We start from the raw sequence: 13,847 nt of genomic DNA, 5'->3' as shown, positions 1-13,847 counted from the left end.
CTGCCCCGACCCGACGCCGTTCCCATCTCGGCCATCGGCGGGCGGCGCGCTCGCGGTGCCCGCGTCGTCGTCGGCACCTGCCCCGACCTCGGCGCCCTGCGCGCGGTGCCGCAGCCGCTGCGCCGCATCGCCTCCGGTCTGTCCCGACGGCTGGCGGAGGCGCAGGCGGAGGCCGCGCACCGGGAAGGAGCGGAGACGGTGGACCTGCGGCGGGCTGTCGGCCCGATGTTCTTCGACGAGCCGGAGGAGATGTTCAGCCTCGACCGCTTCCACCCGAGCGCCCTCGGCTACCGCCGCACCGCCGAGGCGCTGCTGCCGGCCGTCGAGCGGGCCGCCCTGGTCGCGCTCAGCTCCCGGCACTCTCCGGTGCCGCGCTGAACGAGGCCGCCCACTCCGCGACCCGTCGTGCGCTCTCCTCGTCGGAGAGATCCTCCACGCGGGTCATGATCGACCAGCGGACGCCGAACGGGTCGCGGATGCTGGCGTAGCGGTCGCCGGAGACGAACAGCGACGGCGCCTCGCGGACGGTCGCCCCCGCCGCGACGGCGCGCGCGACCACGGCGTCCACATCCGGGACGTAGAGGCCCATCGAGTAGCAGTCGTCGTCGCCGGAAGGCGCGGGCACGAGGTGGTACTCGGGGCTGGGCTCGCCGAGCTGGAGCCGTCCGAGCCCGAAGTCGAGGTCGGCGTGCGCGACGACACCGCCGAACTCCGTCACGTCGACCACGCGGGCGCTGAAGACGTCCCGGTAGAACTCGACGGCGCGGGCGGCGTCGGGGATCGCGAGGAAGGGGGTGAGCGAGGTCGCGCTGTGCGGGCGGCCGTCGGTGGTGTGTGCGTCGGTCACACCGGCCGGAGGTGTCTGTTCGGTCATGCGGCCACGCTAGACGCGGGAGGGCGCCCGGCGCTTGAAGATCCGCGACACGTCCTCGGGGCCGCTGCGTCGGTGGCGCGTCCTACGCTGGGGCCATGGTCGACCGGACGCGCGGAGTGCTGTATCCCGCGCGGTTGCCCTCGTTCCATCGGCTGCCCCCGCCCGCACACGCCGCCGCGCTCGTCTCCTGGTTCTGGATCCCGGAGTGGAGCCTCCCGGACGGCGAGGTGTCCCGGCAGGAGATCGTCTCGTATCCGGCGGTGAACCTCGTCGTCGCCTCCGATGGGGTGTCGATCTCGGGCGCCACGACCCGGGTGTCGACGAGGGCGCTGTGGGGTGCGGGCTGGGCCGTGGGCGCTCTGCTGCGCCCTGCCGCCGTCCCCGCGCTCACCGACGACGCAGCGGAGCTCGTCGACGCGGAGCGGGCCTTCGACGCCCCCGATCTGCTCGCGGCGGTGACGACGGCGATGCGGTCCGCAGACGGGCGACGGGAGCGGGCCGTCGCGGTCTTCGCCGCGTGGCTGGCGCAGCGGGTCGGCTCGGTGGGTGCAGCGGGGCGGCAGGCGAACGCGATGCTCGACGTGCTGCTGGGGGAGGGAGCGGCGCTGACGCCCGAGGAGGCGGCGACCCGACTCGCCGTCTCGGTGCGCACGCTGCAGCGCCTCACACATCGCACCGTGGGACTGTCGCCGGGCGCGATCATCCGCCGTCGCCGGTTGCAGGAGGCGGCGCAGCGTCTCCGCGAGGAGCCGGAGACGGACCTGACGGCGCTCGCCGCCACGCTGGGGTACGCCGACCACGCCCATCTCACGCGCGACTTCGCGGCCGTCCTCGGCCTGCCGCCGCGCGACTATCGCGCCCGGCTCTCCGGCTGAGGCGATCAGCCGCGTCGCTGCTGCTGCCGCCGTACCCGCAGCGCCCGTCCGGCGACGCCGAACAGCACGACGCCCATGCCGACGAACGAGGCGAGGGCGGGAAGCGTGCTCACGAGCACGAGGCAGCCGAGGGCTCCGCCCACCTGCAGTGCCCGGGGGTATCGTCGGGCCGCGCCGTGCTGGCGGAACGCGGCGGCGTTCGCGATGAGGTAGTACAGCAGCACGCCGAAGGAGGAGAACCCGATCACCTCTCGGAGATCCCCGACGAGCACGAGCGCGATCACGATGACCGCGAGGATGATCTCGGCGCGGCGCGGCACCTGATGGCGCTCGTCGATGCGGGCGAGGAACCGCGGAAGATCGCCCTCTCGCGCCATGGCGAGGGTCGTGCGCCCGATGCCGGTGAGCAGGGCGAGCAGGGCGCCGAGGGAGGCGGCGGCCGCGGCTATCCGCACCACGGGGGCGAACGCCGACCAGCCGGCCGCGGTGAGGATGTCGGCCAGGGGCGCGGCGGCTCCCCGCGCGTCGCCACCGAGGACGAGGAGCACCACGACGCCCACGAGCGCGTAGACGACGACGGCGCCGCCGAGAGCGAGCACGATCGCGCGGGGGATCGTGCGCGCGGGGTCGACGACCTCCTCGCCCATGGTGGCGATCCGGGCGTAACCGGCGAAGGCGAAGAACAGCAGTCCGGCGCCCTGGAGCACGCCGTACACGGTCGTGTCGGGGAGCGGCGCGGGGGTGGCGGTCGGCGCGGCGCCGAGGCCGACCGCCACCACGACCGAGAGCCCGAGCAGCGAGCAGGCCACGAGGATGCGGGTCGCCAGCGCGGTCCGCGTCACGCCCAGGCAGTTCACGACCGCGAGGGCGGCGACGGCGATCGCGGCGACCGGTGTCTGCCACCCCGCCGGAGCAGCGTAGGCGGCGAAGGTCATGGCCATGGCGGCGCAGCTCGCGATCTTGCCGATCACGAAGCTCCAGCCGGCGACGAAGCCCCACCACGGTCCGATCTCCGCGCGCGCGTAGGCGTACGTGCCTCCTGCCACGGGGTGCACGGCCGCGAGCTGCGCGGACGCGGTGGCGTTGGCGTAGGCGACCGCGGCGGCGATCGCGAGGGCGAGGAGGATCCCGCTCCCGGCGACCTCGATGGCCGGTCCCCAGACCGCGAACACGCCGGCACCGATCATCGATCCGAGGCCGATGGCGACGGCGTCCGGCAGTGTCAGGCGGCGGGCGAGGGGCATCCGGTCATCGTCGCACGCCGGGGTGAACGACGGGTGACGTGTCAGCCGCGGGACGCGGTGACGCGCTTCTTCTCGCGGATGTAGACCTCGCGGCGCACGGTCGCCACGACGTCCCCGTCGCGATCGGTGATGACGGTCTCGAACCACTCGAGCACCTTCGCGCCGCCGTGGGCGCGCTGCCGGAGCTCCTCCGCCTTCTCCCGCGTCACCTCGAACTCCGCGGTCAGCACCCCGCGCCCCGGCTTGAGGAACTCGATCTCGCCTCGGGTGTCCCACACGACGTAGTCCCGTCCGAGCTGATGCATGACGAGCATGAAGAAGTACGGGTCGGTCATCGCCGACATCGACCCGCCGAACGCGGTCTTGACGTAGTTGCGGGTGAGGAGGTTCACGTGCAGCTCCACGGTCGCCTGGGTCCAGTCGTCGCTGAACCGGCGGACGCGGATGCCGCTGCACAGGTTGGGGATCCAGAGGCTCATGCCGAGGGCGAGGCGGCGGGGCGTGATGCGCATGAGGTCAGTGTGGAGGATGCACCGAGTCCCCGCGAAGACGTCTGGAGGGTTGGCACAGTTGTTCTAGTTCACATAGAATAACCAGGGAAGGGAGGTGCCATGCTCATCCGCGTCGATGTCGACAGCCCGCTCGCGCTCTACGACCAGGTGGCCGCCTCGGTGCGTGCCGACATCCTCTCCGGTGCTCTCGCGCCCGGCGATCGTCTGCCGGCCGCCCGCGACGTGGCCGCCGCCCTCGACATCAATCAGCACACCGTCCTGCACGCCTACCAGCGCCTCCGCGACGAGGGCCTGGTCGACCTCCGGCGGGGGAGGGGCGCCGTGATCGCCGCCTCCGCCGCGCCGCTCGCCGAGCTCTCTCACGAGATCGATGGGCTGATCCGGCGGGCGGCGGCCCTGGGTGTCTCCGCCGAGACCCTCGCCGGCATCGTCCGCACGCACCGCGCAGAAGCCGAACCTCCCACCCCCGCCGCGACCCCCCAGGAGGCCTCCCATGACGACGCCTGACCCCACTCGCACCCCTCCGGCCACCCTGCGCCGCGCACGACGGGCCTTCGTCCTCGTGGCGCTCGTCCTCCCGGTGCTCATCGTCGCGATCTCCGCTCTCGTGCTCACGGCCTGGCTGCCGTCGTTCCCCACCGACGTCGCGATCCACTGGGGCGTCGACGGGGCGGACGGTTTCGGCCCGGCCGCCACCTACCTCTGGGTGCTCCTCGGCGTCGGTCTCGGCATCCCGGTGCTCCTGACCGTCACGACGCTCGTCGCCGTCGGGGCGCACTGGGGCGCGACCGCCCGTCTCCTCGGAGCGACCGCGGCCGGCATGTCGGCGTTCGCGGGCGTGATCTGCCTGGGTTCCCTCGCGATCCAGCGCGACCTCCCGCCCTCCGGTGAGGTCCCGGGCATCGCGGGAGTGATGGCACTGGCCTGGGCGGCTCTCCTCGGCGTGGGCGCGATGGCGTGGTTCGTGCAGCCGCGCGTGCAGTCGGTGCCCGGCGCCGCTCTCGAGCCCCGCCACGACGTGCGGGTCGGCGACGGCGAGCGGGTCGTCTGGGTGGGCACCACGACCATGCCCACCGGTGCCCTCGTCTTCCTCCTGCTCGTGCTGCTCGGGCTCGTGGCGCTCGCCGTGACGATGCTCGTCATGGGCACCCCGCTGGCCTGGGTCTCGGGTCTGGTCGCCCTCGTCGTCGGGTTCGCGCTGGCGGCGACCGCCTCGTTCCGGGTGCGCGTCACGCCGGACGGCATCGACGCCCGTGCCGTGATCGGGTGGCCTCGGAAGACCATCCCGGTGGCGGAGATCGCGTCGGCGAGGGCCGTGCGCATCTCGCCCTTCGGCGAGTTCGGCGGCTGGGGGTGGCGTCTCGCTCCTGACGGCCGCAGCGGGATCGTGATGCGCCAGGGGCCGGCGATCGAGGTGCATCGCCGCGACCACGGACCGTTCGTCATCACGATCGACGGGGCGGAGGAGGCGGCGGCGCTCCTGCAGGCATACGTGGACCGATCCGCGGGGACTGCGCCCTCCGGAGGAACGGAGAGGGCGGCACGATGAGCGCTCTGACGCCGACCCGCGTGCCCTGGCGCGCGGTCCTCATCTTCACCCTCACGGCCTGCGGGCTCGCGGCTCTCGTCTGCCTGCCCCTCTGGCTCGGCGACGGCCTCGCCGAACCCTTCGCGGGAGCGCTCCTCCCCGTGATGATGTTCACGCCCGCGGCCGCGGTGCTCGTCGTCATGCTCACCACGGGCGTACCGGAGAAGGGCAGTCGGGCGCGCTTCCTCGGGATGTGGCCGCTGCGGCCCGCGAAGCGCGTCGTCGGGCTGCTGGTCGCGGCCTGGCTCGTGCCGCCGCTGCTCGTCGCCCTCGGCGTCCTCCTCGCGGCCGCATTCGGGTGGGTGCGGCTCGACCTCACCTTCTCGACCTTCGCGGATCAGCTCGCCCAGGCTCTTCCCCCGGGGACACCGGTGCCGCCGGTCGGAGTGGTCGTGTTCGCGCAGCTCGCCGCGATCCCGGTCGGGGCGCTGGTGAACAGCGTGCTCGCCTTCGGTGAGGAGCTCGGCTGGCGCGGCTGGCTGCTCCCGGCGCTGCGTCCGCTCGGCACCTGGCCGGCGCTCCTGCTCAGCGGGGCGATCTGGGGGCTGTGGCACAGCCCCGTCATCCTGCTCGGCTACAACTTCGCCCGGACGGACGTCACCGGCGTGCTGTTCATGATCGGCGGCTGCGTGGCGTGGGGGGTCCTGTTCGGCTGGCTGCGGCTGCGCTCCGGCTCGCTGTGGCCGGCGGTCGTCGCGCACGGGGCCCTGAACGCCGCCGCGGGCCTGGTCCTGATCGTCGCCGCCGAGCAGCCCGACCTCGCCCTCGCCGGACCGCTCGGCGTCGCGGGCTGGATCGTCGCCGCCGTCGTGGCCCTCGTCCTCGTGCTCACGGGGCAGTTCCGCCGCCAGCCGGAGCTCGCCGCGCCGCGCACCCCGCCGACGCTTGACGGCCGGCCGGCGCCGGGGGTTGGCTGAGCACATGGAATCCACTCCCGCCGCCTGGGCCCGCGCCGACACCTTCCTCGCCGACATGCTCGTGGGCCCGGACCCGGCCCTGGCGTCGGCCTTGGAGGCGCAGCGGGCGGCGGGGCTGCCCGAGATCGAGGTCGCGCCGGTCGCGGGGAAGCTGCTGAATCTCCTCGTGCGGATGAGCGGTGCCCGCCGCGTGCTGGAGATCGGCACCCTCGGCGGCTACTCGACGATCTGGATGGCCCGCGCGGTCGGACCGGCGGGACAGGTCGTGACGATCGAGGCGGAGGCGGACAACGCCGCCGTCGCCCGGGCGAGCATCGACGCGGCCGGAGTGGGGGACCGCGTCGACATCCGGATCGGTCGGGGAGCCGACGTGCTGCCGACCCTCGCCGGCGCCTTCGACCTCGTCTTCATCGACGCCGACAAGGAGTCCAACACCGTGTACCTGGACTGGGCCGCGAAGCTCGGTCACCCGGGCACCGTTGTCGTGCTCGACAACATCGGCCGCGACGGCGAGATCGTCCGCGACGACTCGACGGACCCCAAGGTGAACGGCACGCGCGCGGGGCTGCGGATGCTCGGGGAGGACCCGCGCTTCGACGCCACGGCGCTGCAGACGGTCGGGATCAAGGGATGGGACGGCATCGCGCTCGCCCTCGTCGTCTGACGCGGGCGGATCCCCCCGGCTCGTCTCCGGGTGCGGTCCGACGCCGGGGATAGACTGGGCGCGGATCGACGACGCTCCACACACCCTTCCATCCTGAGCAAGGAGCACATCAGTGGCACTGATCGAGGCTGTAGGCGCACGCGAGATTCTCGACTCGCGCGGAAACCCGACCGTCGAGGTGGAGGTGCTCCTCGACGACGGCATCGTGCAGCGCGCCGCCGTCCCCTCCGGTGCCTCGACCGGCGCCTTCGAGGCGTACGAGCTGCGGGACGGCGACAAGAGCCGCTACGGCGGCAAGGGCGTGCTCAAGGCCGTCGAGGCGGTCATCGACGAGCTCGGGCCGGCCATCGAGGGCGTGGAGGCGAGCGAGCAGCGCATCGTCGACGAGATCCTCATCGAGGTCGACGGCACGGACAACAAGAAGCGCGTCGGCGCCAACGCCATCCTCGGCGTGAGCCTCGCGGTCGCGAAGGCCGCCGCGGACTCCGCCGACCTGCCGCTGTTCCGCTACCTCGGCGGTCCGAACGCGCACGTGCTGCCCGTGCCGCTGTTCAACGTCATCAACGGCGGAGAGCACGCTGACAACGGCATCGACATGCAGGAGTTCTTCCTCGCCCCGATCGGCGCGGAGACCTACTCCGAGGCGCTGCGCTGGGGCGTGGAGACCTACCACGTGCTGCGCGCGGAGCTGAAGGCCGCCGGTTACGCGACGGGTCTCGGCGACGAGGGCGGCTTCGCCCCCGACCTGCCCAGCAACCGCGAGGGCCTCGACTTCCTCGTCAAGGCGATCGAGAAGGCCGGCTTCACGCCCGGCACCGACATCGCCCTCGGCCTCGACGTCGCCGCGACCGAGTTCTTCAAGGACGGCGTCTACCGTCTCGACAACAAGGACTGGGACGCCGCCGCACTCACCGAGTACTACGTCGGGCTCGTCAACGACTTCCCGATCGTCACGATCGAGGACGCGCTCGCCGAGGACGACTGGGACAACTGGAAGCACCTCACCGAGGCCCTGGGCTCGAAGGTGCAGCTGGTCGGCGACGACCTGTTCGTCACCAACCCGCAGCGTCTCGCCGACGGCATCACCCGCGGCGTCGCCAACTCGCTGCTCGTGAAGGTCAACCAGATCGGCACGCTCACCGAGACGTTCGACGCCGTCAGCCTCGCGCAGCGCTCGGGCTACACGGCGATGCTCTCGCACCGTTCGGGTGAGACCGAGGACACGACGATCGCCGACCTCGTGGTCGCCACGAACTCCGGCCAGATCAAGGCGGGTGCCCCGGCGCGCAGCGAGCGCGTCGCGAAGTACAACCAGCTGCTGCGCATCGAGGAGGAGCTGGGCGACGCGGCGGTCTTCGCCGGCCGTTCCGCCTTCCCGCGCTACCAGGGCTGAGCGCCCGCGACAGCGACCACGCCGCATCCGCGGCACGACCGCGCCGCCCGGATGGCGGCTGACACGAAGGAGGAGCCGTGGCACGACGACCGGCTCCTCCTTCGCCGTCCCCCGGGGCGGCGACGACCCGATCGACGTCCTCGTCGCGACAGCCGCGGAGCGGCGCCCCCGCCGCACCCCGCGTGGACGTGCGCGAGTGGGCCTCGGGCATGCGGCTCTCGGCCTTCTCCGTGATCATGCTCTCCCTCGTGGTGCTGGGAGCCTGGGTGCTCGTGCCCACGCTGGGCACCTTCATCGACCAGCGGCAGAAGATCGCGGCGCTGGAGCAGTCCGTGCAGGTGAGCGAGGACGAGATCGCCGCGCTGACCGCGGAGCGCGAGCGCTGGGACGACCCCGCGTACATCACGACCCAGGCCCGTGAGCGCCTGTACTACGTCAAGCCGGGCGAGGTCGTGTACCTCATCGACAACGACCTCGATCCCTCCACCCTCCCGCGCGAGCAGGAGCCGGTGAGCGACACCCTCGAGGAGAAGCCCGCCGACTGGATGCCGCAGCTGCTGCGCACCCTCGTCTCCGCGGGACTGAGCGACACCGCCGTCCCCGCAGGCTGAACCCGGGCTCCGAGCATCCTCCCGGACGGCTCCCCTACGCTGGTGGGGTGACCACCCCGCCGTTCCCCGCGCCCACCTCCGCCGAGCTCGCCGTCGTCTCGACCCAGCTCGGACGCCCCGCCCGCGGTGTCGTCGGCATCGCGGCCCGCTGTCGGTGCGGGAACCCCACGGTGGTGGCCACCACCCCGCGCCTGCCCGACGGCACGCCGTTCCCCACGTTCTACTACCTCACGCATCCGGCGGCGACCGCCGCGATGTCGACGCTCGAGGCGAACCAGGTCATGCCCGAGCTCGCGGCGCTGCTCGCGGAGGACGAGACGGTGGCCGCCGCGTATCGGTCCGCCCACGAGGCGTACCTCGCCGACCGTGCGCAGTTCGGCGAGGTGCCCGAGATCGACGGGATCTCCGCCGGAGGCATGCCCACCCGGGTGAAGTGCCTGCACGCCCTCGCCGGACACGCCCTGGCGGCGGGAGCCGGTGTGAACCCGATCGGCGATGCCGCGCTGGCCCGCAGCTCGTGGTCTCCCGAGGTCTGCCGCTGCGAAGAGCCCGGCGCCGCGCTCCGCGACGATCCGGCACGTTCGGCATGACGCGGCGGCGGATGCTGCGCGGCGCCGTCGCCCTCGTGGCGGTGGCGGCATCCGTCCTGCTCCTCGGTTCCACGGCGACGCCGACGCCGACGCCACCTCCGGTCGCCGACGACCCGGCCGATCCGGTGCGGGCGGCGGAGTACTGGCTGGACGGTGCCCGCATCCGCGACGCCTGGCAGACGACCCGCGGGGAGGGCGTCACGATCGCCGTCATCGACACGGGCATCGGCAAGGTGCCGCAGGTCTTCGACGAGGCGGTCGTCGGGGGGACGGACGTGTCCGGAGCCGGGACGCCGGACGGCCGCACGCCGCTCGGCGCCGTCGACGGCAATCACGGCTCGTGGGTGGCGTCGCTCGCGGCAGGCCGCGGCAAAGCCGACGGCACCGGCATGATCGGGGTCGCGCCCGAGGCGGAGCTCCTCTCGATCTCCGTGGGGTTCGGCGCCGCCGCGGCGGTGCCGTTCACCGAGCAGGTGGCCACCGGCATCCGCTGGGCCGTCGACCACGGCGCCGACATCATCAACCTCTCGTTCACGACGAACACGCTCGACTGGGATCAGAGCTGGGACGACGCCTTCCTCTACGCGTTCGAGCACGACGTCGTGGTCGTCGTCGCGGCCGGCAACCGGGGGAGCGGCACGAACATCATCGGCGCGCCCGCCACGATCCCCGGCGTGCTCACGGTCGGCGGCGTCGACCAGACCGGCACCGCGAGCATCGAGGCCTCGACGCAGGGCATCACCATCGGCATCTCGGCGCCGAGCGAGGGCCTGCTGGGGGTGTCGGCGGACGGCGAGGTCGTCTCCTGGAGCGGGACCAGCGGCGCGGCTCCGATCGTCGCCGGCGTCGCGGCGCTCATCCGCTCGGCGCACCCCGACATCTCCGCGAACGACGTCATCAACCGCATCATCAAGACGGCGATGCCGGTGGCGGATGCGAAGAAGCCGCGCGATCCGCTGTACGGCTTCGGCCTGGTGGACGCGGAGGCGGCGATCTCGGCGAACCTGCCGTCCGTGAGCGAGAACCCCATGGGCGATCTCGCGGAGTGGGTGCGGCTGTACCGCCGCGCCGACAGCGAGCCCACGCCCGAGCCGTCGCTCGCCCCCGTGGAGGTGCCGCCGCTGCCCGACGCGGATGCCCCCACCGACCCCGGTTCACCGCTGCTTCCCAGCGCCGACTCCCTGCGCTACGGTACCCTGCCGCTCATCGCCCTCACGGTCCCTGGTATCCTGGTAGCGCTTGGCGTCACCGCAGCTGCCCGGCGCATCCGATCGGCGCGCGTTCCCGTACGCCACAATCCCGACTCCGAGGAGTAGTTCTTCTGTGCCTCAGAACAGCACTGTGCCCAAGATCCTGATCGTCGGCGGAGGGTACGCAGGTTTCTACACCGCGTGGAAGCTCGAGAAGCATCTGCGCAAGGGCGAGGCCGACGTGACCATGGTCGACCCGCTGCCGTACATGACGTACCAGCCGTTCCTCCCGGAGGTCGCCGCCGGATCGATCGAGGCCCGGCACTCCGTCGTCGCGCACCGCCGTCACCTGAAGCGCACGCACGTGCTCACCGCCAAGGTGACGAACATCAACCACGCGCAGAAGGTCGCCACCATCACGCCGCCCGTCGGCGAGCCGTACGAGTTCGCGTACGACCAGATCGTCGTCACCGCGGGCGCCGTCTCGCGCACGTTCCCGATCCCCGGCATCGCCGACAACGCCATCGGGCTCAAGACGATCGAAGAGGCCGTCGCCATCCGTGACAAGGTCATGTCGAACTTCGACAAGGCCGCCTCCCTCCCGGCCGGCCCCGAGCGCGACCGCCTGCTGACCGTCGTCGTCGTCGGCGGTGGCTTCGCGGGCATCGAGGTCTTCGCCGAGCTCCGCTCGCTCGCCTCGTCGCTGGTGAGCAAGTACCCGCAGCTGACCTTCGACGACACGCACTTCCACCTCATCGAGGCCATGGGCCGCATCATGCCCGAGGTCTCGCTGAAGACGAGCGAGTGGGTCCTCAAGGACCTCGCCACGCGCGGCGCGAACGTCCACCTCGACACCCAGGTCACCGGTGCCATCGACGGCAACGTCGAGCTGTCGACCGGCGAGGTCATCCCGACGGACGTCATCGTCTGGACCGCGGGCGTCATGGCCAACCCGACCGTCGTGCGCGGCGGCGACCTGCCCGTCGAGGAGCGCGGTCGCATCCAGACCCGTGCCGACCTGCGCGTCGGTACCCCCGAGGCGTTCGTCGAGGGTGCCTGGGCCGCGGGCGACGTCTCGGCCGTTCCCGACCTCTCGGGCGGCGGCGTCGGCGGATTCTGCGTCCCGAACGCGCAGCACGCCGTCCGGCAGGCGAAGCTCCTGGCGAAGAACCTCGTCGCGGTGCTCCGCGGGGAGACCCCCAAGGAGTACTTCCACAAGAACCTCGGTGCCGTCGCCGGCCTCGGCCTGTACAACGGCGTCTTCCAGTCCGGCAAGATCGCGCTGAAGGGCTTCATCGCCTGGCTCGCGCACCGCGGCTACCACGGCTTGGCCATGCCGACGTGGGAGCGCAAGTGGCGCGTGCTCTGGGGCTGGTGGAACAACCTGTGGCTGGGCCGCGACCTCGTGAACCTGCAGACGGTGCAGAACCCTCGCTACGTCTTCGAGGAGTTCGCCGCCCGCCCGCGTCCCGCGGCACCCGCCGACGCCACCCCGGCCGCCAAGGCGCCGGCCGCTGAGAAGCCGGCCGCTGCGCCCGCGGCGGAGACGCCGTCTGAGATCAAGAAGCCGGCCGCCAAGCGGCCCGCAGCGAAGAAGGCTCCGGCCTCCGTTGCGAAGGACTCCGCGGAGACCGCTGCGGCGAAGTGACCGTCCGGTTCTGAGGAGAAGGCCCTGAGCGCGTGAGCGCCAGGGCCTTCTCCTATTGACCGGGGACGGGAGTTGGTCGCGTAACATCTCACATTGTACGCTCGCAGGGGTGCTCGGGAGGGGTGTGTGCGAGGCACCCCCGATGCGGGGAGGAGGTCCGGTGAGCGCGCACGGGGGAGAATCACCGACCGTCAGTGTGTCGATCCGGACGGGTCCGGGCGAGGACGCGCATGCGGCACAGCTCGCGGCACGGCTCGACGGCGCTCCCGTCCGCATCTGCCCGACGGGCGCCGCGGCATGGCGGCCCTGGACGCGACGAGCCACGCATCATCTCGTCCTCGACGCTGCGGTGCGCCCGCACCCTCACCTTCTCGCCCAGGTGCAGGAAGCCGTCGCCGCGCAGCCCCGGGCGGTCCTGAGGCTCTTCACCCGCAGTGACGGCTACGCCTCGCATGCGTCCCGGGTGGCGGCGTTCTCCGGGTGCTCGTGGTTCGTGCCGCCGGGCCCCGATCCGTCGTCCGTCGCCGTCGTGCTGCCGGTTCCCGAGGCGGCGGAGTTCGCGCGTTCCGTCCCGGGTGGCGATCTCGAGCCCGTCGGGCTGCTGCTGCAGCGGTTCGCGGCGGAACAGGGCCTCAGCCTGCTCGCGAGCACGGCCGATCTCGTGCAGCTCGAAGGGGCGGGGGCGCACGCTCCGGCCACCGCCTTCTTGTCTGCGGCGATGGCGCCGGCGGACTGGTGGCGGCGGCCGTCGCTCGTGTCGCCGTCGTCGATCCCGGTGGTCCATCTCCGGGACGGCGAGCCGCTGTCGTACGAGTCCGTGCCGGGCACGCCGGATGGTTGGCGTCTCCGCACACGCCGGGAGGTGCCGACGCCGCACGCCCGACGGCTCGCACGAGTGATGCAGGAACGCCTTCTCGGCACGGAGGTGGCCCGCAGCCATCTCCGCGCAGCGGCCGTGCTCCTCGGGGTGGCGGGAGTGCTGCGCGACCAGCTCCTCCTCGCCGCGGGGTGGGGCCGGCCGTCCGATGAGTTCGGCACGGCGGTGGCGCGGGAGGCCGCGGCGACTCTCGCCCTCGGGACGCTGGCGGAGGCGGTCCCGGCTGCGAGTCGACCGGATGGTGCCGCAGAGCTCCGCGACGCCTTCCGGGTGCTGTACGACGAGATGACCGCAATCCTGGGCACGGCGCCTCCCCGGCCGCGCGTGGAGCCGATCCATAGGCCGCCTCGCTAGCGTGTCGACCGCAAGGGGAGTACTCCCGTCTGCAGCGACGTCGTCATGACGGGCATGTCATCGTGCCCCGGCCCGCTGGCCCGCGAGGGTGGAGGAGACCTTGGCACCCGAATCGCGGGCTGCCCGGAACCTTGCGTCGACAGAGGTCGCGGAGAACGGCGGTCCGTCCCACGAAGGGACCCCCATGTCGAAGCTCTCCCGCCTGATCCGCCTCGCCACCGACGCCATCGACGCGAAGGGGGAAGCCCCGGGGTGCGCGGCGGCGAGGGCGCGCGTGCCTCCACCGACTGGAGCGGGATGATCCGCGGCGCGGTCGACGCCGTGCGGGGCACCGATCCTCAGGCGCAGCGCCCGACCGCGCCTCCTCCCGCGTCCCCGGCGCCCACCCCTCCCGCCCCCGCGGCCGGTGGTGCGTCGGACGTGTCCGCGGCGGACCGCGCGGCCATCGCCCGGTACGACTACCTCCTGCAGACAGCGGATCCGCATCGGATCGAGCAGATCCATCGCGAA

At 72.7% G+C, this 13,847-nt stretch carries 15 protein-coding genes and 1 pseudogene; 13 read left to right on the top strand and 3 right to left on the bottom strand.

Annotated features, from left to right (window positions below; translation table 11 throughout):
* The coding region (locus D8M34_RS16730) for a GDSL-type esterase/lipase family protein (RefSeq protein ID WP_342343181.1) at positions 1-378 on the top strand (378 nt) is incomplete at its 5' end.
* On the opposite strand, the gene D8M34_RS16725 is transcribed toward D8M34_RS16730, so the two are convergent.
* The gene (locus D8M34_RS16725; RefSeq protein ID WP_126894573.1) at positions 347-874 is read right to left on the bottom strand and encodes a VOC family protein; all 528 of its coding nucleotides are present in this window, start codon (positions 872-874) and stop codon (positions 347-349) included. The genes D8M34_RS16730 and D8M34_RS16725 overlap by 32 nt on opposite strands.
* 95 nt (positions 875-969) lie before the next feature.
* Here D8M34_RS16725 and D8M34_RS16720 point away from each other — a divergent pair, with 95 nt between their 5' ends.
* Complete coding sequence (locus D8M34_RS16720; RefSeq protein ID WP_126894572.1) at positions 970-1,749, top strand: AraC family transcriptional regulator; 780 nt, start codon at positions 970-972, stop codon at positions 1,747-1,749.
* A 5-nt stretch (positions 1,750-1,754) separates the two neighbouring features.
* On the opposite strand, the gene D8M34_RS16715 is transcribed toward D8M34_RS16720, so the two are convergent.
* Positions 1,755-2,993: an APC family permease gene (locus tag D8M34_RS16715; RefSeq protein WP_126894571.1), complete on the bottom strand. Its 1,239-nt coding sequence runs from the start codon at positions 2,991-2,993 to the stop codon at positions 1,755-1,757.
* A gap of 41 nt (positions 2,994-3,034) precedes the next feature.
* A complete protein-coding gene (locus D8M34_RS16710) occupies positions 3,035-3,505 on the bottom strand; it encodes a PaaI family thioesterase (protein WP_062633523.1) in 471 nt (156 codons plus the stop codon).
* A 99-nt stretch (positions 3,506-3,604) separates the two neighbouring features.
* On the opposite strand from D8M34_RS16710, the gene D8M34_RS16705 reads away from it, so the two are divergent.
* From D8M34_RS16705 to D8M34_RS16655, 11 genes and pseudogenes are all read left to right on the top strand, one after another.
* Positions 3,605-4,012: a GntR family transcriptional regulator gene (locus tag D8M34_RS16705; RefSeq protein WP_126894570.1), complete on the top strand. Its 408-nt coding sequence runs from the start codon at positions 3,605-3,607 to the stop codon at positions 4,010-4,012.
* The gene (locus D8M34_RS16700; protein ID WP_126894569.1) at positions 3,999-5,054 is read left to right on the top strand and encodes a DUF1648 domain-containing protein; all 1,056 of its coding nucleotides are present in this window, start codon (positions 3,999-4,001) and stop codon (positions 5,052-5,054) included. Before D8M34_RS16705 ends, D8M34_RS16700 begins: the two co-directional genes overlap by 14 nt.
* The gene (locus D8M34_RS16695) at positions 5,051-6,010 is read left to right on the top strand and encodes a CPBP family intramembrane glutamic endopeptidase (protein ID WP_126894568.1); all 960 of its coding nucleotides are present in this window, start codon (positions 5,051-5,053) and stop codon (positions 6,008-6,010) included. The genes D8M34_RS16700 and D8M34_RS16695 overlap by 4 nt, the downstream gene beginning before the upstream one ends.
* A gap of 4 nt (positions 6,011-6,014) precedes the next feature.
* Positions 6,015-6,674 (top strand): O-methyltransferase, encoded by a 660-nt coding sequence (locus D8M34_RS16690; RefSeq protein ID WP_025103923.1) that lies wholly within the window; start codon positions 6,015-6,017, stop codon positions 6,672-6,674.
* Positions 6,675-6,786: 112 nt separating this feature from the next.
* A complete protein-coding gene (gene eno, locus D8M34_RS16685) occupies positions 6,787-8,067 on the top strand; it encodes a phosphopyruvate hydratase (RefSeq protein ID WP_126894567.1) in 1,281 nt (426 codons plus the stop codon).
* A gap of 77 nt (positions 8,068-8,144) precedes the next feature.
* Entirely contained in the window at positions 8,145-8,678 is a 534-nt protein-coding gene (locus D8M34_RS16680) for an FtsB family cell division protein (protein WP_174235403.1), read from the top strand.
* 47 nt (positions 8,679-8,725) lie between these two features.
* A complete protein-coding gene (locus D8M34_RS16675) occupies positions 8,726-9,268 on the top strand; it encodes a DUF501 domain-containing protein (RefSeq protein WP_062633538.1) in 543 nt (180 codons plus the stop codon).
* The gene (locus D8M34_RS16670) at positions 9,265-10,584 is read left to right on the top strand and encodes a S8 family serine peptidase (RefSeq protein ID WP_036292654.1); all 1,320 of its coding nucleotides are present in this window, start codon (positions 9,265-9,267) and stop codon (positions 10,582-10,584) included. Before D8M34_RS16675 ends, D8M34_RS16670 begins: the two co-directional genes overlap by 4 nt.
* A 25-nt stretch (positions 10,585-10,609) precedes the next feature.
* Positions 10,610-12,106 carry an NAD(P)/FAD-dependent oxidoreductase gene (locus D8M34_RS16665; RefSeq protein ID WP_025103928.1) on the top strand — a complete coding sequence of 499 codons (1,497 nt, stop codon included), beginning with the start codon at positions 10,610-10,612 and terminating at the stop codon, positions 12,104-12,106.
* Positions 12,107-12,266: 160 nt separating this feature from the next.
* Positions 12,267-13,337 carry a hypothetical protein gene (locus D8M34_RS16660; protein WP_126894566.1) on the top strand — a complete coding sequence of 357 codons (1,071 nt, stop codon included), beginning with the start codon at positions 12,267-12,269 and terminating at the stop codon, positions 13,335-13,337.
* A 252-nt stretch (positions 13,338-13,589) separates the two neighbouring features.
* Positions 13,590-13,847, top strand: a pseudogene (locus tag D8M34_RS16655) (cation-transporting ATPase); the annotation flags it as partial.

The sequence above is a fragment of the Microbacterium sp. HSID17254 genome, from assembly GCF_003989315.1.
GTDB lineage: Bacteria > Actinomycetota > Actinomycetes > Actinomycetales > Microbacteriaceae > Microbacterium.
This window is presented reverse-complemented; position numbering and strand designations above follow the sequence as displayed.

Coding starts and splice junctions, on each gene's coding strand:
- D8M34_RS16690 (WP_025103923.1), top strand. CDS start 6,015: ATGGAATCCACTCCCGCCGCCTGGGCCCGCGCCGACACCTTCCTCGCC.
- D8M34_RS16725 (WP_126894573.1), bottom strand. CDS start 874: ATGACCGAACAGACACCTCCGGCCGGTGTGACCGACGCACACACCACC.
- D8M34_RS16705 (WP_126894570.1), top strand. CDS start 3,605: ATGCTCATCCGCGTCGATGTCGACAGCCCGCTCGCGCTCTACGACCAG.
- D8M34_RS16720 (WP_126894572.1), top strand. CDS start 970: ATGGTCGACCGGACGCGCGGAGTGCTGTATCCCGCGCGGTTGCCCTCG.
- D8M34_RS16715 (WP_126894571.1), bottom strand. CDS start 2,993: ATGCCCCTCGCCCGCCGCCTGACACTGCCGGACGCCGTCGCCATCGGC.
- D8M34_RS16695 (WP_126894568.1), top strand. CDS start 5,051: ATGAGCGCTCTGACGCCGACCCGCGTGCCCTGGCGCGCGGTCCTCATC.
- D8M34_RS16710 (WP_062633523.1), bottom strand. CDS start 3,505: ATGCGCATCACGCCCCGCCGCCTCGCCCTCGGCATGAGCCTCTGGATC.
- D8M34_RS16670 (WP_036292654.1), top strand. CDS start 9,265: ATGACGCGGCGGCGGATGCTGCGCGGCGCCGTCGCCCTCGTGGCGGTG.
- D8M34_RS16700 (WP_126894569.1), top strand. CDS start 3,999: ATGACGACGCCTGACCCCACTCGCACCCCTCCGGCCACCCTGCGCCGC.